Source organism: Nocardiopsis gilva YIM 90087 (assembly GCF_002263495.1).
In the GTDB taxonomy this organism is placed as follows: domain Bacteria; phylum Actinomycetota; class Actinomycetes; order Streptosporangiales; family Streptosporangiaceae; genus Nocardiopsis_C; species Nocardiopsis_C gilva.
Map to the genome: position 1 here is coordinate 4,396,612 of NZ_CP022753.1, position 18,719 is coordinate 4,415,330.

General features: G+C 70.7%; 13 protein-coding genes and 1 tRNA gene. 7 read left to right on the plus strand and 7 right to left on the minus strand.

Going from position 1 to position 18,719, the window contains the following annotated elements; all coding sequences use genetic code 11:
- Nucleotides 1-314: 314 nt before the first annotated feature.
- Entirely contained in the window at nucleotides 315-2,831 is a 2,517-nt protein-coding gene (locus CDO52_RS19760; protein WP_017619276.1) for a DEAD/DEAH box helicase, read from the minus strand.
- 119 nt (nucleotides 2,832-2,950) lie between these two features.
- The gene (locus tag CDO52_RS19765; protein WP_017619277.1) at nucleotides 2,951-3,940 is read right to left on the minus strand and encodes a malate dehydrogenase; all 990 of its coding nucleotides are present in this window, start codon (nucleotides 3,938-3,940) and stop codon (nucleotides 2,951-2,953) included.
- A gap of 458 nt (nucleotides 3,941-4,398) precedes the next feature.
- Here CDO52_RS19765 and CDO52_RS19770 point away from each other — a divergent pair.
- From CDO52_RS19770 to CDO52_RS19780, 3 genes are all read left to right on the plus strand, one after another.
- Nucleotides 4,399-4,472, plus strand: a tRNA-Ile gene (locus tag CDO52_RS19770).
- Nucleotides 4,473-4,795: 323 nt separating this feature from the next.
- A complete protein-coding gene (locus CDO52_RS19775; protein ID WP_094932603.1) occupies nucleotides 4,796-7,015 on the plus strand; it encodes a molybdopterin-dependent oxidoreductase in 2,220 nt (739 codons plus the stop codon).
- Between the two features lie 659 nt (nucleotides 7,016-7,674).
- Nucleotides 7,675-8,004, plus strand: a complete 330-nt coding sequence (locus CDO52_RS19780; protein WP_017619279.1) for a hypothetical protein — start codon at nucleotides 7,675-7,677, stop codon at nucleotides 8,002-8,004.
- A 76-nt stretch (nucleotides 8,005-8,080) separates the two neighbouring features.
- Here CDO52_RS19780 and CDO52_RS29560 read toward each other — a convergent pair whose 3' ends face one another.
- On the minus strand, nucleotides 8,081-8,389 hold the full coding sequence (locus CDO52_RS29560) for a DUF418 domain-containing protein (protein WP_083919916.1): 309 nt from the start codon (nucleotides 8,387-8,389) through the stop codon (nucleotides 8,081-8,083).
- Between the two features lie 195 nt (nucleotides 8,390-8,584).
- Here CDO52_RS29560 and CDO52_RS19790 point away from each other — a divergent pair, with 195 nt between their 5' ends.
- The 3 genes from CDO52_RS19790 to CDO52_RS19800 all read left to right on the plus strand — a co-directional run bounded on the left by CDO52_RS19790 (nucleotide 8,585) and on the right by CDO52_RS19800 (nucleotide 13,244).
- Nucleotides 8,585-10,954: a M64 family metallopeptidase gene (locus CDO52_RS19790; RefSeq protein WP_232524256.1), complete on the plus strand. Its 2,370-nt coding sequence runs from the start codon at nucleotides 8,585-8,587 to the stop codon at nucleotides 10,952-10,954.
- Between the two features lie 244 nt (nucleotides 10,955-11,198).
- Nucleotides 11,199-11,417: a hypothetical protein gene (locus tag CDO52_RS19795; RefSeq protein ID WP_157745646.1), complete on the plus strand. Its 219-nt coding sequence runs from the start codon at nucleotides 11,199-11,201 to the stop codon at nucleotides 11,415-11,417.
- Nucleotides 11,418-11,963: 546 nt separating this feature from the next.
- Nucleotides 11,964-13,244, plus strand: a complete 1,281-nt coding sequence (locus CDO52_RS19800) for a delta-60 repeat domain-containing protein (protein WP_017619282.1) — start codon at nucleotides 11,964-11,966, stop codon at nucleotides 13,242-13,244.
- Between the two features lie 137 nt (nucleotides 13,245-13,381).
- On the opposite strand, the gene CDO52_RS19805 is transcribed toward CDO52_RS19800, so the two are convergent.
- Nucleotides 13,382-14,536, minus strand: coding sequence for an alpha/beta hydrolase (locus CDO52_RS19805; RefSeq protein ID WP_017619283.1), 1,155 nt, complete (start codon nucleotides 14,534-14,536; stop codon nucleotides 13,382-13,384).
- Between the two features lie 102 nt (nucleotides 14,537-14,638).
- Nucleotides 14,639-15,778 (minus strand): alpha/beta hydrolase, encoded by a 1,140-nt coding sequence (locus CDO52_RS19810; RefSeq protein WP_094932605.1) that lies wholly within the window; start codon nucleotides 15,776-15,778, stop codon nucleotides 14,639-14,641.
- A 233-nt stretch (nucleotides 15,779-16,011) separates the two neighbouring features.
- On the opposite strand from CDO52_RS19810, the gene CDO52_RS19815 reads away from it, so the two are divergent.
- Nucleotides 16,012-17,337, plus strand: a complete 1,326-nt coding sequence (locus tag CDO52_RS19815) for an alkaline phosphatase family protein (protein ID WP_094932606.1) — start codon at nucleotides 16,012-16,014, stop codon at nucleotides 17,335-17,337.
- A gap of 59 nt (nucleotides 17,338-17,396) precedes the next feature.
- On the opposite strand, the gene CDO52_RS19820 is transcribed toward CDO52_RS19815, so the two are convergent.
- Nucleotides 17,397-17,894 (minus strand): deaminase, encoded by a 498-nt coding sequence (locus CDO52_RS19820; protein WP_017619286.1) that lies wholly within the window; start codon nucleotides 17,892-17,894, stop codon nucleotides 17,397-17,399.
- Nucleotides 17,891-18,580: a RibD family protein gene (locus CDO52_RS19825; protein ID WP_094932607.1), complete on the minus strand. Its 690-nt coding sequence runs from the start codon at nucleotides 18,578-18,580 to the stop codon at nucleotides 17,891-17,893. The genes CDO52_RS19820 and CDO52_RS19825 overlap by 4 nt, the downstream gene beginning before the upstream one ends.
- Between the last annotated feature and the right edge of the window lie 139 nt (nucleotides 18,581-18,719).

Genomic DNA, 18,719 nt, shown 5'->3' on the forward strand with positions numbered 1-18,719 from the left:
ACGTCGAGCGTCGACATGACCGCCCCGGCCGGCGCGCACAGAATCCGAGTCGAAAGGAGCAGCGAGGCGAGCTGCCGGCTCAGCTCACGCGAGCCGACGCCGACGGTCCGCCGCCCATGGCAACCGGATACGGCCCCGCACATTGGCCAGACGCCGCGCAGCCCAGAGGCCGTCGCGCGGCAGCGCCGTCAGTGGCACCCGCAACGTCACAGCTCCGCAGCACGCCGACGGCGCGCTGCGTCGACACCGCGCAGCGGGCCTGTGCCCACGCGCCCGGCCAGTGGTCCCAACCAACCGGTCGCCGCCGCGGCCGGCTACATCCGGTTCACGTCCAGCACGCGCACGACGGCGCGGCCCGCCTCGTCGGAGGCGGCGAGGTCGATCTCGGCGCTGATGCCCCAGTCGTGGTCGTCCTCGGGGTCGTCGAAAATCTGCCGGACCTGCCAGTTTCCGTTCCCCTCCTCGATGAGGAGCATTTTGGGGCCGCGGGCGTCGGGGCCGATGCCGAGCTCGTCGTGCTCGTCGTAGTAGGCCTCCATGGCCTCTTCCCATTCCTCGGCGTCCCAGCCCTCGTCGCCGTCGAGCGCGCCCAGCTCGTCGTAGCGATGCCGCGCGGCCAGCTCGACCCGGCGGAACAGCTCGTTGCGGACCAGCACGCGGAAGGCGCGCGGGTTCGCCGACACCGGCTTCGGGCGCTCCTCGATCTGCGTCTCGGTGCTGTCCTCGTCCTCGTCGGGGTTGGTCAGCTGCTCCCACTCGTCCAGCAGGCTGGAGTCGACCTGGCGGACGAGCTCGCCCAGCCACTCGATGAGGTCGCGCAGCTCCTCGGTCTTGGCGTCCTCGGGCACGGTCTGGCTGAGCGCCTTGTAGGCGCTGGCCATGTAGCGCAGCACGAGGCCCTCCGAGCGCGCCAGCTCGTAGAAGCCGACATAGTCGGTGAAGGTCATCGCGCGCTCGAACAGGTCGCGCGCCACCGACTTGGGCCGCAGCGGGTGGTCGCCCACCCACGGGTGGCTGCGCCGGTACACGTCGTAGGCGTGGTCCAGCAGCTCCTCCAGCGGCTTGGGGTACTCGACCTCCTCCAGCCGCTCCATCCGCTCCTCGTACTCGACGCCGTCGGCCTTCATCTGCGCGATGGCCTCGCCCCGGGCCTTGTTCAACTGCGCGCCGAGGATCTGCCGGGGGTCGTCCAGGGTCGACTCGACGACGGTCAGCACGTCCAGCGGGTAGCTCGACGACTGGGGGTCGAGCAGGTCGAGGGCGGCCAGGGCGAAGGTCGACAGCGGCTGGTTGAGCGCGAAGTCGGGCTGCAGGTCGACGGTCAGGCGCGCCGTGCGGCCTTCCTCGTCAGGCTCCGGCAGCTTCTCCACGATGCCGCCGTCCAGCAGTGAGCGGTACATCGCGATGGCCTCGCTGATGTGCCGCCGCTGGGTCGGCCGGTCGTCGTGGTTGTCGGTGAGCAGGTGCCGCATCGCCGCGAAGCAGTCGCCCGGTCGGGCGATGACGCTCAGCAGCATGGCGTTGCTGACCCGGAACCGCGACTTCAGGGGCTCGGGCTCGGCGGCGATCAGCTTCTCGAAGGTGCTCTGGTCCCAGCTGACGAACCCGTCGGGGGCCTTCTTGCGGACCACCTTGCGCCGCTTCTTGGCGTCGTCGCCCGCCTTGGCCAGCGCCTTCTCGTTCTCGATGACGTGCTCGGGGGCCTGGGCCACGACATTGCCGACGGTGTCGAACCCGGCGCGGCCGGCGCGCCCGGCGATCTGGTGGAACTCGCGCGCGGTGAGGCGCCGCACGCGCGTGCCGTCGTACTTGCTCAGGGCGGTGAACAGTACCGTGCGGATCGGGACGTTGACGCCGACGCCAAGCGTGTCGGTGCCGCAGATGACCTTGAGGAGCCCGGCCTGGGCCAGGCGCTCGACCAGCCGTCGGTACTTCGGAAGCATCCCGGCGTGGTGGACGCCGATGCCGTGCCGCACATAGCGGGAGAGATTGCGGCCGAACTTCGTGGTGAAGCGGAACTTGCCGATCTCCTTGGCGATCTCCTCCTTCTCGGCCCGTGTGCACATGTTGATGCTGGTGAGCGACTGGGCGCGCTCCACCGCCTGCGCCTGAGTGAAGTGGACGATGTAGACGGGGGCCTCGCGCGTCTGGAGGAGCTCCTCCAGCGTCTCGTGCAGGGGCGTGGTCCGGTAGGAGTAGTACAGCGGGACGGGGCGCTCGGCCGAGCTCACGACCGTCGTCTCCCGGCCGGTGCGGCGGATCAGGTCCTTCTCGAACCGGCTGACGTCGCCGAGCGTGGCCGACATCAGCAGGAACTGCGCCTGCGGCAGTTCCAGCAGCGGCACCTGCCAGGCCCAGCCGCGGTCGGGCTCGGCGTAGAAGTGGAACTCGTCCATGACGACCATGCCGATGTCGGCGTCGGCGCCGTCGCGCAAGGCGATGTTGGCCAGGACCTCGGCCGTACAGCAGACGATGGGGGCGTCGGCGTTGACGCTGGCGTCGCCGGTCATCATCCCGACGTTGTCGGTGCCGAAGATCGCGCACAGCTCGAAGAACTTCTCCGAGACCAGCGCCTTGATCGGCGCGGTGTAGAAACTGCACTCGTCCCGCGCCAGCGCGGCGAACAGCGCACCGGCGGCGACCAGGCTCTTGCCGGAGCCGGTGGGGGTGTTGAGGATGACGTTGGAGCCCGCCACCGTCTCGATGAGGGCTTCCTCTTGGTGCTGGTAGAGCGTGAGCCCCCGTTCCTCGGCCCACGACGCGAACGCCTCGAAAAGGGAATCGGGTTCAGGGGCCGGCGGAAGCTGATCGATGAGACTCACGTCTTCCATACTGCCCGCTCCACACCACTGCCCCGGACATGCGCGGGGCGCGCCCGTCCCCCACCAGGGAAAACAGGACGCGCCCGGGCGTCAGAGGCGATGCGTCAACGCATCGTCGAGTCGGCGGCCTAGATGAGCCCCAGCTTCTTGACGGCGTCGCGCTCCTCGGACAGCTCCTGGACGGAGGCGTCGATGCGGCCGCGGGAGAACTCGTCGATGTCCAGGCCCTGGACGATCTCCCAGCGCCCGTTGCGCGACACGACCGGGAAGGAGGAGATCAGGCCCTCGGGGACACCGTAGGAGCCGTCGGACGGGATGGCCGCCGACGTCCAGTCGCCCTCGGGGGTGCCGTTGACCCAGTCGTAGACGTGGTCGATGGCGGCGTTGGCGGCGGAGGCGGCCGAGGAGGCGCCGCGCGCCTCGATGATGGCGGCGCCGCGCTTGGCGACGGTCGGAATGAAGTCGTTCTCCAGCCAGGCCTGGTCGCCCACCGCCTTGGCCCCGGTGGTGCCGTTGACCTCGGCGTGGAAGATGTCGGGGTACTGGGTGGCCGAGTGGTTGCCCCAGATGGTCAGCTTCTTGATCTCGTTGATCGAGACACCGAGCTTCTTGGCGAGCTGGCTGAGCGCGCGGTTGTGGTCCAGGCGCGTCATGGCGGTGAAGCGCTCGGTCGGAACGTCCGGGGCGTGGGCCTGGGCGATCAGCGCGTTGGTGTTGGCCGGGTTGCCGACCACGAGAACGCGGATGTCGTCGGCGGCACCGGCGTTGATGGCCTCGCCCTGCGGCTTGAAGATCCCGCCGTTGGCCTCGAGCAGGTCGCCGCGCTCCATCCCCTTGGTGCGGGGACGGGCGCCGACGAGCAGCGCGACGTTGCTGCCCTCGAAGGCCTGGCCCGGGTTGTCGAAGATGTCGATGCCCTGGAGCAGCGGGAACGCGCAGTCGTCGAGCTCCATCGCGGTGCCCTCGGCGGCCTTGACGGCCTGCGGGATCTCGAGCAGGCGAAGCTTCACCGGTGTGTCGGCGCCCAGCAGCTGGCCGGAGGCGATGCGGAACAGCAGCGCGTAGCCGATCTGTCCTGCCGCGCCGGTGACGGTGACGTTGACGGGTACTTGGGCCATGACCTTCTTCTCCTGATGACGTATGTGCGACCCGCGATGCTATCCCGCGGCCCACGTCGCGCACGCAGCCCACCCCGGCCACGCACGCCGCGCTCCCGCCGATTACCCGGCGGTACGGATAACCACCCTAGTAGTCATAGGTTCACACCCCGCGCCGTGGTCCACCAACAACCCGCCACCCCCAACGACATGGGGCTTCCCAGCTCTCGCCCACCCGCCGCAGCCCCAACACGCTTCGAAGCCGCGAACACAGCTGGGCCCTGGCCGCTACGAGCCCGACCGCCCCACCCGGCCACACCCGCCCACCAGCGAACACTCCCCCAGACACGCCCGGATCGCCCACGAACCCCCGCTTTCCGACCGGAACCACGCGGCGGCGCCCTGTTAAGATGACCACGATCCCGGTCATCACGACCCTGGGGTCCTATGCGCGGAACGGAACCTGTCCCCCCGCGTATGGGGCGGTAGCTCAGCAGGTCAGAGCAGGGGACTCATAATCCCTGGGTCGCGGGTTCGAGCCCCGCCCGCCCTACGATCGAGCAGCGTGAAGCCCCAGGCCGCCGGCTATCTCCCAGCCCCGGACTGGGGTTTCGTGTTTTGTGGGCGTGCCCCAGGTGTGCTCTTGGTTTCCGGCGTGTTCCCTCCCCTTACCGCCCCGGCTGGCTCCGAGCGGAGGGTGAGGACGGATCGCATGAATCAGCCGTGGGCTGGGCCGGGCCTTCGGGCTGGCGCATGGTCCCCGCAGAAGGTGTGGCCGGGGAACTCTCGTTATGGAGCCGGACGAACGGTATCGTCGTGTCTCACCGGCCGACCGGTCGGTATGTTGGCTCGCTTGGCTCCGAACGTGGAGGCGATATGCAAACGGCCTACCGGATCTGCCCACTATGCGAAGCGACCTGCGGGCTGAAGCTCACCATCGACACCGGCCGGATCACCGGTGTCCGCGGTGACCGCGACGATGTCTTCAGCTCCGGATTCATCTGCCCGAAAGGAGCGGCGCTAGGGCAGCTCGACTCCGACCCCGACCGGTTGCGTCGGCCGATGGTCCGGCACGGCGAGTCCTGGACCGAAACCGGGTGGGCGGAGGCGTTCGCCATCGTCGAGCGCGGCCTGATGGGCGTGATCGAGCGGCACGGCCGCCTGTCGGTGGCCACCTACCTCGGCAACCCCAACGTGCACACCCTCGCCGGCCAGATGTATGCGGGCGAGTTCGCGAAAACGGTCGGCAGCCCCAACGTCTACTCGGCGAGCACCGTCGACCAGATGCCCAAGCACGTCTCCAGCGGCTTGCTGTTCGGCGACCCGCTGGCCATCCCGGTGCCGGACCTCGACCGCACCGACCACCTCCTGCTGCTCGGCGCCAACCCGGTGGAGTCCAACGGCAGCCTGTGCACCGCCCCCGATTTCCCCGGCCGCCTCAAGAAGCTGCGCAAGCGCGGCGGGCGGCTGGTCGTCGTCGACCCCCGGCGCACCCGGACCTCCGCCCTGGCCGACCAGCATGTGGCCATCCGTCCCGGAACAGACGCCTACCTGCTCTTCGCGATGGTGCACACGCTGTTCGAGGAAGGGCTGGCCGACCCCGGTCCGCTCGCCTCCCACATCGAGGGCATGGAAGCCCTGCCGCCGCTGGCCGAGGCGTTCACCCCCGAGCGGGTGGAACAGGTGTGCGCTGTCCCCGCCGAGGGGATCCGCACCCTGGCCCGCGACCTGGCCCAGGCGCCGACCGCGGCCGTCTACGCCCGGATCGGCACCACCACCGTCGAGTTCGGCACACTGACGAGCTGGCTGGTCGACGTCCTCAACCTGCTCACCGGCAACCTCGACCGGTCGGGCGGGGCGATGTTCCCCCTCGCGCCGCACCGGCGGCGCGGCTCGGGCCGCGGCCGGGGGTTCCAGCTCGGCCGCTGGCACAGCCGGGTGAGCGGCCTGCCCGAGGTCAAGGGCGAGCTTCCCGCGGCGACCCTCGCCGAGGAGATCGCGACCCCGGGCGAGGGACAGGTGCGGGCGCTGGTCACCATCGCCGGGAACCCCGTGCTGTCCACACCCGGCGGCGACCGGCTGGACCGGGCGCTGTCCGGGCTGGAGTTCATGGTCAGCGTCGACCCGTACCTGAACGAGACGACACGGCACGCCGACGTCATCCTCCCGCCACCGCCGCCGAGCCAGTCCGCCCACTACGATCTGGCCTTCAACGAACTCGCCATCCGGAACAACGCGCGCTACTCACCGGCCCCGGTGCCCCTGACCGACGACCGCGTCGATGAGTGCGAGATCCTCGCCCGCCTGATCCAGATCGCCGCCGGCCGGGGCGCGACCGCCCCTCCGGCCGAGGTCGACGACCGGCTGATCGAGCGGGAGCTGGCCAAGGCCGCCGCCGACCCCGCCTCCCCCGTGTACGGGGCCGAGGCGGCCAAGCTCGCCGAGGAGCTGTACCCGGGCACCCCTGCCGAGCGCAGGCTGGACATGAAGCTGCGGCTGGGGGCCTACGGTGACGGATTCGGCGCCGACGCTGAGGGGCTGAGCCTGCGGCGGCTGCTGGCCGAGCCGCACGGGATCGACCTGGGTCCCCTGCAACAGAGGATCCCCGAGGTGCTCAAGACGGTCTCGGGGCGGGTCGAGGTGTGCCCGGACCCCATCGTCGCGGACATCGGGCGGCTCCGGGAGGGGCTGGAGGCCCGGCGCGACGCCCTCGTTCTCATCGGCCGCCGCCACCTGCGGTCCAACAACAGCTGGATGCACAACGTGCCGGCGCTGACGGGCGGAACCAACACGTGCACGCTGCAGGTGCACCCGGACGACGCCGAGCGCCTCGGCCTACAGCACGACGCGACCGCCCTGGTCCGCAGCCGCTCGGGGCAGCTCCAGGTCACCGTGGAGCGCACCGAGGCGGTGCCCGCGGGCGTGGTGAGCCTGCCGCACGGCTGGGGACACGGCGCCCCGGGCACCCGTACGGAGGTGGCAGCGGCCGACCCCGGCGTCAACGCCAACGTGCTCACCGACCCCGCCGTCATCGACCCCCTGTCGGGCACTGCAGTCCTCAACGGCGTCCCAGTCGACGTGCTGCCCGCGCCGTGAGCCGTCCGGTTACTCGTTCGGGAGGCGGGGTCTGGATTCGCTGGTCCGGTCGGTCTGCCGTTGCGACTCGTTCCGCACAGGTGTCGTCCGCGGCCAGCCAACGGCATCACGGAGCGGTCATCCCCTCGCCGAACGTCATCGCCCGAACATCCACAGAACGACGTCATTTCACGGCACCACAAAATTTCCTGTCACAGTCGTGGCGGCCGCTGTCTCTCATCTGTGTGAAGTGACCGACCGGACCGGCCGGTGATCGGATGAGACAAGACGGAGGGGTGCGGTCATGGCAGGCCAACGGACCGACGAGGTACTGGAGCTAGTGGTCTTCAGCCTGAAGGACGGTGTCACCCGCGATCAGCTGATCGACACCGTAGACGCGGTGTCGGAATGGGCGAGCGGCGACAGCGCAGCCCCCTTGTTTGTGTCATTCCCTCCCCGTACGGTGCGGGCGCGCTTCCTGTGGAGCCTCGTAGTTGATCATGGATCTCCTCCTCGGGGCAGGCGGGCGCACCCCCGTTCACAGGTCTTCGGAGCCGCGGCCCCTGCTGAGCTGCGCCTTGGGGCATCCCTCTCGGTGGCGGGGAGCTGCCGCGGCATCTCGGCGCTCTAGCGCCATCGCCTCCTGGTTAGGCGGGGCGTACGGAGGGCAGCACCGTAGTGTGGCCTCGCCCGAGCCCACCGATGACGACCGGTTCATTGTGGTGGCCGGGCGGCGATGGCGCGCGAGCGATCCCCTGCTGCCAGAGCCGGTCCGGGATCGGCTGGTCCACCACCTGATGGCCGCGCGGCGGGCGGTCGCTGCGGCCCGGAGCGCCGGCGATCCCATGGGCGAGCGCGCCGCCCGGGACCGCGTCCAGCAGGCCAAGGAAGGTCTGGGCGAGCGGGGCACCCCCTGGTGGGAGCTGACACCCGCCCAGCGGCGGACGCGGTGGGAAGCAGCTCTCACCGCGCTCGGGGCGGGCGACGACGGCTCGGCGGCCGTCAGCTAGCAGCGCGACAACCTTCCACTGCAGCACTGTGCGCCTTCAGCCTGCCCTGCCCCGGGCGGATGGCCGCCCCCCTGTGTCATCGCACGGCACTGCCCTTCCATCGGGGCAGACTGAGGTTGGTCCAGGCCCGCAACAGCCATTCGACGGGTCCGTAGGGGCGGCGTCGGAGCCCCCAGTGGCAGGCGATGGCCTGCGGAGCGAACAGGGTCAGGGCGATCCCGGGGGTGTCCCCCGAAGTGTGGACACCCTCGGCCCAGGGCTGCGCTGCGGCCCCTTGCGCTGATCGCCATCTGGTGAACCGGCCCCACGCACAAGGCGGGGTCAACGGGGCACCCCTGCTCGAGGTGCGAACACCATCCTGGACGCAGGTCCCGTAACCCGTCATCGTCGCGGATTGGCGCTGCGGATCACGCTCCCGCCTCCGATCTGCTCATCACCGGCGCGATAGGACGGGACCTGCTTACGACCGCCCCGAAGGGCCCTTCCCACACCGGGTTCGCGGGGTTACTCTTCGCCTCGACACTTACCCCCCGCAGCGCCGTGCATACTGAACGCAAAGGACCCCCCTATGCACAGATGCTTGACAGCGTGTCTTGCCACCCTCCCCCTGGCCGGCTTCGCGCTCCCCCTTGTGGGCGCCGCCCCCGCGACCGCTGACGCCATCGAGGCCGCAGAGGTGGTGCCGATCCAAGTCACCGGCGACCCCGATAAGCGGTTCAACCTGGTCATCCTCGGCGACGGCTACACCGAGGAGGAGATGCCGCTGTTCCGCGAGCAGGTCAAGGAGCACCTGGCCGTGCAGTGGAGCATCGAGCCCTTCCGCAGCTACCGCGACTACTTCAACGTCTACGCCGTCGAGACGCCCTCCCCCGAGTCCGGCGTCGACTGCGACCCCGACCTCGCCGCTGGCGACCGCGACACCGTGCTGGGTATGGGCTTCTATGGCGGCTGCGACCCCGATGGGCTGCAGCGTCTGCTGACCGTGGAGGATGAGCTCGCCAACGCCGCCGCCGACCTCGTCCCCGGCGTCGCCGCGGAAAATCGGCAGATCCTCGCCCTGGCCAACAGCGAGACCTACGGCGGCGCCGGGGGCACGCACGCCACCGCCTCGGCGGGCAACGCGCTGTCCGCTCTGATCACGCCGCATGAGCTGGGGCACTCGCTGGGGAAGCTGCAGGACGAGTACCCCTACTACCGGCGCGACAGCAGTCTGGGCCGCTGGGACGACGGCGAACCCGACTCCGCCCACCTCACGGTCATGACGCCCGAGGAGATGGAGGAGCGGCGGGCCAAGTGGTGGCGGTGGCTCGGCGAGGAGAGTGCGTCCGGCGGCGTGATCGGCGCCGCGGGCTCCGCCGGCCACGAGGGCGGGCTGTACCACTCCGAGGGGGTGTGGCGGCCCAGTCGGCACTCGATGATGAAGACCCTGGGCTACTACTTGGACCAGGTCAGCCGGGAGGTCATGGTTCGGCGTATCTCCGGGCAGCGCGACCGCGGGAAACTTCCGGTGTCCTCCACGCCGGAGGGCGAGGTCGGCCCGGACGACACGGTGTGGGTCGAGGCGCCGCACCCCGCCTTCCACGACCTCACCTTCACCTGGACGGTCGACGGCGAGGAACTTCCCGAGGCCGAGGGGCAGCGCGCGCTGGACCTCTCCGACCTCGAGCTCGACGCGGGGACCGAGGTGGCGGTGCGGGTGCAGGACCCCACCCCGTTCGTGCGCGACCCGGAGGTCCGCGCGTCGCCCGCGCTGACCCAGACCCGCACCTGGACCGTCGGCGCCCCGCTGCCGGCCGATGACGCACCGGTGCGGTTCACCGCCGCCCGGGACACCGAGCGGCCGGTGGCCGCCGACGAGGTCGTCTACGCGGAGACCACGCACCCCTCCGACCGAGTGCCCGAGGTGGTCTGGGAACTGGACGGGAAGAAGGTCGCCACCTCCGCCGACGGGCGCACGCTTGACCTCGGCGAGTTCGGCCTGGAGGGCGGCGCGCACACGCTCACCGCCACCGCCGACCCCGGGGCCGGCGATCCGGACACCCTCAGCTGGACCGTGGACGCAACCGGGCCCACCGCCGAGCGCGAACTGTCCTCTCCCGCCGCGCCGGTGCGCGGTGCCAAGGGCGAGCACGGCATCCATCTCGGTTCCCTCACCCTCGGCCTGGACCCACGGGACGACCGGGACGGGCCCGTCGTCGCGGAGTTCCGTGTCGACGGCGACGGCTGGCACCACTACTACGGCTGGCCCACCGACCCGGACGCGCCGTTCCTGCTCACCCCGCGCGGGACGAGCGTCGACAAGCTCGTGTACGGAAGCCTGGGCAGCGGCGGTCTGTCCATGGCCGTGTTCGAGGTGGACGACCACGAACCGGGCTGGGGCACGCACACGGTCGAGCACCGCGCCATCGACGCCGCCGGGAACATCGGCGCGGCCGACTCCTTCCGAGCGACGGTGGTGCCGGGCGACGCCCCCGAGTGCACCGAGACCGTCACCGGAGTGCATCGCGGTGGCCTGGACGTGGACGAGGGGACGGTGTGTCTCGAGGGCGCGACCGTGGTCGGCGCGGTGACCGTCGGCCCGGGGGCGTCCGTGATCGCTCAGGGGACGTCGGTCGTGGGCGGCCTGACCGCCGACGGTGCCGCGACCGTGCGCCTCGCCGACACCGAGGTCGCCAGGGCGGTGCGCATCACGGGCACCACCGGGGAGACCTCGCTCCTGGGATCCGACCTGATCGGCCCGGTCACCCTGCGCGGCAACACCCAGACCCCGGCCGCCGACTGGACCGCCTCCCAGCCGAAGGGTGGCGCAGACGACGGCTACGGCGTCATCGTCGCCGGTAACCGCCTCCGCGGGGGTATCGACTGCACCGGCAACTCCCCGTCGGTCACCGACTTCGACGCCCCCAACACGGTGACGGGACCGGCCACTGGCCAGTGCGCCGACCTCTGACCGTCGACTCACCCTCCACCACCCGGCCCGGGGCGCCCGATCGCCGCCCCGGGCCGCCCGCGCCCTCGGGCGGGGAAGGGGAAACCGACATGCACGCGTCCCGGCCTCCCGGTTGCGGGCGGTCGGCGTTTCGTCCTTCGCTTGTCCCGGACAGAACGACCGGATTCCGCGCTGGGCCGCGGAACCGGCGAAGCGGGGCGCGGCGGACGTCCGGCGCGCCAGTGGAGGAAGGGAGGGGAGGGGCGTGCGGCGCTGCGGTTTGTGCGGCCTTCTGGACGTCGCGGAGATGCTGGCCGAGCGCACGGGCGAGCGCCTGTGGCTGTGCGGGGAGTGCGATGCGGTGTGGCTCGAGGGCGACGACCTCTCGGAACCGCCGTATTCGAGCCTCACCGACTACGAACCCGTCGGCGGTGCTTCATGGGACGAGTTCCGGGTGGTCCGCGACGACCCCTCCGACGCATGACCCCTGGTGCAGGGGTGCGCGCCCCGCCCGGACCACCGAGGACAAAAATCATCCGCAGGTCAGCCCCGGAAATCGTGGTCTAGTACGCGCCTACCACAGCGGATCGTCGTCCTGCGCGGACAGCGCAGCACCGGACACCTCCGCTTCCGCAGGTGGCCGTAACGAGCTGATCAGCGTGGCATTGCTGGTCAAACATGGTGCATACCGTCCGGGTCCGTGGCGATGGGACGGGCCCGCGGCCTCAGGCCTCCGTCATGAGGATGAGGCGGGGAGGCGAAATCACAGGAAAAGTGGCTCTCCATTTTCGGCTGTCCACTGCTGTGGTTCGGATTGCGCGGGGGATTTCCCTGATTATGGTCTTCTTGGTAGGAGATGATAAACGCGCGGCCACCGTTCACTGTCGAAACGAACCTATCCCCAAAGGGCTCACGCGTGTCCATACTGGCAAGAGAGGAGCCGTTTCGGATGGTGGCAAAGACCTATTCTCGACGCGCTCGCGGTGGCCACGGAATTGCGCCGTGGTGGCGTGGAGGAACGCTCGCCGTCGTGTCCGCCGCAGCACTGGTCATCCCTGCGGTTCCTGTCCAAGCCGCCCCCGGTGACCTGGACACGTCCTTCGGCGGGGACGGCAAGGTGACCACTCCGTTCGGTGCGAACTTTTCCGTGGCGAACGCCGTCGCCTATTCCGGCGACAAAGTCATCGTCGCCGGGCGGGTGGGCGATGCCATCACAGGGGATTTCGGGTTGGCGCGGTACAACGCCGATGGCAGCCCGGACACCGGTTTCGGAACGGGCGGACTGGTCACCATGAACTTCAGTCCGCTCAGTGATGTTCCGCGCGATATCGGTCTGCAGTCCGACGGGCGGATCATTGTCGGAGGGCTGACCAACTCCGAGCCCGCTGGTGATGCCATCGTGGCCCGCTACACCACCGACGGGACGCTGGACACCACCTTCGGTACCGGCGGGACGACGGTGATCGACATCAGTGGCGTGGGTGATGCGATCCGTGGACTGGTCGTCGAGCCCGACGACCAGATCGTCGGCTCCGGCCCGGCCGGAGCCGACTCGGCCCTCATGCGCCTCAACGCCGATGGCACTCTGGACACCAGCTTCGGCTCCGACGGCATCGTGCGGACCAGCGCAGGGATCGGGGACCACTTCTTCAACATCGCCCGGGACGCCGACGGTAGGTACGTCGTGGTCGGAACCGTGGACGGTGACTTCCTCGTCTCCCGCTACAAGACCGACGGCACCCCCGACACCGCCTTCGGTGATGACGGCCGGGTGATCACCCCGTTCGAGACGGCAGAAAGCGACCTGGCCATGGACGTCGTGGTGCGCGACAACGGCAACATCATCGCTGTGGGCGAGACCGGCGCGGTGGACGACATCGGTATCACGACCACGCGGTTCGCCCTCGCCCAATACACATCCGACGGTGGCCTTGCCCCGGGGTTCGGCAGCGGTGGCACGGTGACCACCGACATCACCAGCACACTGGGAGCCGCCGCGGACGGCATCCGGGGAGCGGTGCTGCAGTCCGATCGGCTCACCGTCGCCGGGTTCTGCGGTGAGTCCCACGGCATCACCAACTTCCTCGAACCAGTGGTCGGAGACTTCTGCCTGGCCCGCTACGACGCCGGGGACGGGAGCCTCGACACCGCCTTCGGCGGTGACGGCACCGTGATCACCGACTTCACCGGCAAGGGCGACGGTGCGCGCGCTATCGCCAGCAAGGGTGGAAAGGTCACCGTCGTGGGTGGCGCGGAAGGTCCGCCCCCGGGAGTCGACTTCGCTCTGGCTCGCTACATGAGCGCTCCCTAGATCGTTGGCCGGAGAAGGCTGAGCCGACCGCAGGCGCGGAGCAGGATGCCCCGCGCCCATCAGGCGACCGGGCATCCGGAACGTGAGCGCCGTCCAGCCGTGCGCGGCGGGCGCGGCCCCCGGTCAGCCGCGACGACTTAGAGCTTTCCCTCGGTGGAGCCGCTGCTGTCGTCGGCGTCCTCGACCTGCATGCGCTCGCTGACCCAGGGCACCGCCTGGTAGAGCTCGGCGTTCCAGGTGACGAAGTTGTGGCCGCCGCTCTTGCGTTCCAGGAGATCGATCCGCATCGGGGGCTTGGCGAGGCCGGCGAACTCCTTGGGTTCGGCGGGGTTGCCGTCGCCGCCGTCGAGGATGCGGGTGACGAGCATGTCGATGGGCGGCATCGGCCGGTTCTTCAGGCGCCAGAAGAGGTCGTTCTCGTCGCGGAACTCCGGGCTGCCGCCGTAGAGGTCGCCCGTCTGCTTGTCCTTGATCGCGCGGAAGTCCCCGGCCAGGGAGACGGCGGCGGTGTAGGAGTTCGGGTGCATCATCGCGGTGCGCATGGCGCAGCTGCCGCCGGAGCTGTTGCCCATGATCGCCCAGCCCTTCGCCGTGGGCGCGGTGCGGTAGCGGTTCGAGAGCGCCTCGGGCAGATCCTGGGCGTAGTACGTGCCGGCCTGCGGGCCGCCGGGCACGTCGACGCATTCCGTGTCGTGCGGCGGGTCCGTGGACGGTCGCGCCATCACCCAGATCATCGGCTGCACCTTGCCCTGCTTGCGCAGGTCGGAGACGACCTTGGGGAGCTTCATCCGCTCCACCAGGTTGCGCGCCTCGCCCGGGAAGCCGGTCAGCAGGATGCCCACCGGGAAGCGGTCGTGGGCGTGCGCCTTGGAGAAGTACTCCGGTGGGAGCAGCACGTAGCCCATGTCCGACAGCCCGCTGCGCGCGCCCCTGAACCGCACCTTCTCCAGCTTGCCCATCTTGTCGGAGACCTGCGAGGTCACGTCGTCGTCGGGCAGCGGTTCGGCGACCGACTCGCCGCCGTCCCTCCCGCTGTCACTCGGCGCGGCGCTGGCCGGACCGTCGTGGCCGAGCAGGTCATCCCACGTGCCGTAGAAGGAGAAGTGCAGGTTGGCGACGAGCGCGAAGGTGGACAGCGCGCAGAGCTGGACCACCGCGACCATCAGCACGCGCGCCACCAGACCGCGCAGACCGGAGCGGGCCGCGTGGCGCCAGAACACGATCACCGCGACGAACGCCGCGACGGTGCAGGCGCTCACCGTCCAGAGCAGAGCGGGACTGGTCAATTCCACCGCGAGACGTTCCTTTCGGCGATGATGGCTGGACTGGAGTGCGGGGCGTGGCGGGAGGTGAAGTGGGGGCGGAGCGAGGCGAGCTCCGGGGGCCGTGCGGCGTCACGGCGTCGTGGCTCCGCCGTTCAGCCCCTCGCCGAGCCACGCCGCGACCTCGCGCATCCGCGGCTTCCAGGACACGGCGTCGTTGCCGCCTCCGGTCGTGGACAGCCGACTCACCCGCGTGGGTTCGCACGCCGCCTTCTCCAGAGCGTCGAGCCCCGCGGCGTCCTGGTCCTTCCCCTGGCCGAGCAGGATCTGCATCGGCGGCGCGGGCAGGTTCTTCACCCGCCACAGCGGGTCGGTGGTGTCGCGGATGGCCTCGCTGCCGCCGTAGAGGTCGGTCCCCCGCGGGTTGTCCGGGGCGGTGGCCTCGCCGCCGAGCGAGACCACCGCGTTGAAGTTCGCGGAGTCCACCAGGCCCGCCATGAGCGCGCAGCCGCCGCCGTCACCGACCCCGGCGATCGCCCACCCGTCGCGCGTCGCCTCTGTCCGGTAGGTGTCGGCGAGCTGCTGGGGCGCGTCCTGGCCGACGAAGGTCTGCGCCTGCGGACCGCCGGGCACGTCGACGCACGCCTTGGCGCCGGTTCCGGACAACCCGACGACGGCCCAGATCGCGGGCGTCCCCCCGGCGTTCGCCGGGTCGAGGCCCTTGAGGACGTCCTCGGGGTTCTGGTCCGTTCCTGCGGCTACAAGAACGACCGGGAAGCGCGTCGTGGCTTCTTCCGCGAAGTACTGCGGTGGCAGGTAGACCGAGCCGGTGCTCTGCAGTCCGGATGTGGGACCGCTGAACTCGACGGTGTCGATCTGCCCCGAGGACGCCCGGTCTCCACCGTCGGGGACACTGCTCGACGTGACACGGAGCCCGCCCTCCTGCTGGACACCGTGGTCGGCCACCCCGACGATGTTCTGCGCGCCGTCGCCGGTCCCCAGCAGGTCGCTCCATTTGGGGTAGACCCTGATGTCCCAGTTGACGACGCTCGCGACGGAGGACAGGGCGGTGACGGTCGCGAGCGCCAACAGCCCGACACGCCCGAGCACGCTCTTCAGCCCGTTCCGGCTGAGCCGCGGCCAGACCCAGACCAGGAGCACGAAGGAGGCGACAGCGAGCAGGGCCAGCAAGAGCATGAACTTCTTGCTCGTCAGGTCGAAGCCGATGTCGTTCACCAGCCTCGCGAAACGGCCCAGCAAGCTCAACTCCATCGAGGGTCCTCCCCGGTCACAGCCGGATCCCCGGCACCGCACCGTCGCCACGGCCCCCGCAGGTCGCGGAGGTTCGCCGTGTAACGGTAGGGGCTCGAATCCAGTGGAACCGTCGGCAGACGGCAAAGTCACGGTCAACGTCTGGGTGGTATGAATCACTGGAACCGATGGGAGCCGAGGCCCGCGTTATATTCGGCTGCCGGGACTCGTCACTCCCACCGGGAAGGCCTCGAATGCGACGTCGGTCCTTTCTCAGCCGCGGCGCGGCGTCGGCGGTCGGCGTCACCGCCCTCGCCGCCATGACCCCCCTCGTCACTCCGCGCCCCGCTGCGGCGCGGGCCGTCCTCCAACCTCCCGTCGCCGGTCTGGTGGTCCTCATCGACTGGGACGGTGTCGACCCGACCTACCTCGACGCCTACCTGCACGACCGTCTCCCGCGTCTGAGATCCCTGGCCGATCGCGGATCGCTGGCCACGGCCGCGTGCACCTACAAGACGGTGTCCAACCCCAGCCGATCGGGGACCGCCACCGGCGCCCGGCCGATCGTGCACGGCAACGTCGCCTACGTGCTCGACCCCCGCACCGGCAAAGCGATCGGCCAGACCCGCGACATCGCCGCCGAGACCATCGCGCAGAGCCTGCGCCGCCAGTACCGCAACGTGCTGTCGGCGGGCTGGTACATCGTCCAGGACAAGGGCGCCTCCTACGGCAACCCCGAGGGGCTCTACACGCAGGGCGTCACGTGGGAGGAGAACGTCGAGACCGTGGTGCGCGCGCTGCGCGGCGAGCCGGTCGACTCCAACGGAATCCCGGTGACCCTCCCCCGCATCCCCGACTTCGTCGCGGCCTACTCCGCCGACATCGACAGCCTCGGGCACCGGGAGGGGCCGAACTCCCCGAACATCCCGCGGCGGCTGGCCGAGCTCGACACCGGGCTCGGCCGCATCATCGACGTGGTGGAGGAGGTGGGCCTGGGCGAGGACGCGACGTTCGTGCTCGTCTCCGACCACGGGATGACCGGCTACACGAAGTCCCTGGAACCGCAGGTGCTCGGCGCGATCTCCGACGCCGGGTTCACCGTCGAACGGCTGTACTCGGGCCAGGCCCCGGCGGCGCGCACCGAGGTGGTCCTCACCGCGAGCCCGCGCGCCGCCAACGTCTACCTGCGCGGCCGGGCCGACACCGCGCGCCAGCGCGACCGCATCGAACGCCTCCTGCGCGACGTGCCCGAACTGGAGGGCGTGTACAACCGCGACGAACTCGACGCGATGGGCGCGGCACCGGCCGAGGGCGACTTCGCCGTGGACGCGCGTCCCCCCTACGCCTTCTTCAACCCGGACGAGGTCGACGGGCGCGAACGCGGCGGACACGCCAGCCTGCGGGAGGGGACGGCGCCACTGGTCCTGGCCGGAGCGGGCGTCAGGCAGGGGGACATGCCGCACGACCCGCGGACGATCGACATCGCCCCCACCATCAGCCACCTGCTCGGCGTGGAACCTCCCGCGGATGCCGAGGGGCGGGTGCTCACCGAGGCGCTCGCGCCGCGCGTCACCTACTGAGTCGGGTGAGTATTTGGGAGTCGTGCGCACGCGGCCGACGGCTCGAGGGCGCAGGGCACTCAGCCGAGGAGGTGGGCGTTGACCTCCCGCACCTGGTCGGCGAGCGCTGGGACCTCGATGACCATGCGTCCCGCGTCGCGCAGCCGCTGTGCCCCCTCGCAGTCGGCGAAGACCGCCGGTTCCCGCCAGGCGAACACGATGCGCGGGATCGGGGTGGCCAGGATCAGGTCGGCGCAGGGCCGCGGGCGGGAGGCCCGGGTGCTGCAGGGCTCCAGGGAGCTGTAGAGGGTGGCCGTGTCCAGCCGGGGGTCGTCGGGCCGGAGCGCGCGCAGGGCGGCCTCCTCGGCATGGTCGTGCGGATCGTCCCGGCGCGAGTAGCCGTCGGCGAGGACGGTGCCATCGGCGCCCAGCACGATCGCCCCGACGGAGAACGCGGTGGTCGAGGGCGGGCAGGAGCGCGACAGTTCGATGGCCGCGCGCAGCCAGCGCAGATCCGCCTCGGTGGGCTCCCCGCCCTCGTCGGATGGCGTGGGGCGGGCGGGTCGGCCGGGGGTCATGCCGGGCGCCCGGGCAGGTAGCGCAGGACGACGATGTCCCCGATGGTGCGGGCCTCGGCGAGCCGCATGGGGTGGTCCGGGCCGTTGACGAACGTCCCGGGGTCCACGAATCGGGGCGCGTCGGCGTCCCCCACGAAGAACGGGGCCACGGCCAGCCGGATCTCGTCGGCGAGTCCGGCCGTGAGGAAGAGGGTGTGCACCCGGCTCCCGCCCTCGACGAGGAGGCGGCGCACGCCCCTGCGGGCGAGGTCGGCCAGGATCCGGGCGGGGTCGGCGGGCGCTCCCGCGTCGACCACGGTGACGTCGTCGGGGGCGTCGCGGAACCGCCCGACGCAGGCCGGGTAGGTTCCGCTCGCGGTGTACACGATCTTTCCGGCGTCCCCGGTGGTGAAGAAGCGCGCCTGCGGGTCGAGCTCGCCGTTCTCGGTGAGCACCACCTTGAGCAGGTTTCCCGGGCGGCCTTCGGCCTCGCGGCGCTGACGGCGTTCGGCCGAGCGCACCAGCAGCCGCGGGTTGTCCCGCCGCACGGTCCCCGCCCCCACGAGAATGGCGTCGCACCGCGCGCGCAGCTCGTCGACCTCGTCGAAATCCTCCTCGCTGGACAGCCGCAGCCGGTCGGGGCTCGTGTCGTCGATATAGCCGTCCACAGACATCGCGCAGCTCAGGATCGTGTAGGGGCGCTCCATGCAGGCCAGCGTAGCGGGGGTGGGACGGCCGGGCCGCCGCGCGGCGCCCGCGGCTCGGCGGGCGTCATCTCCTCGCACCGCCCACGGCGTGTCGGCGCGGGCCTTCTCCGGTCCGGTGGTGAGGTGGCATCCCTACGAG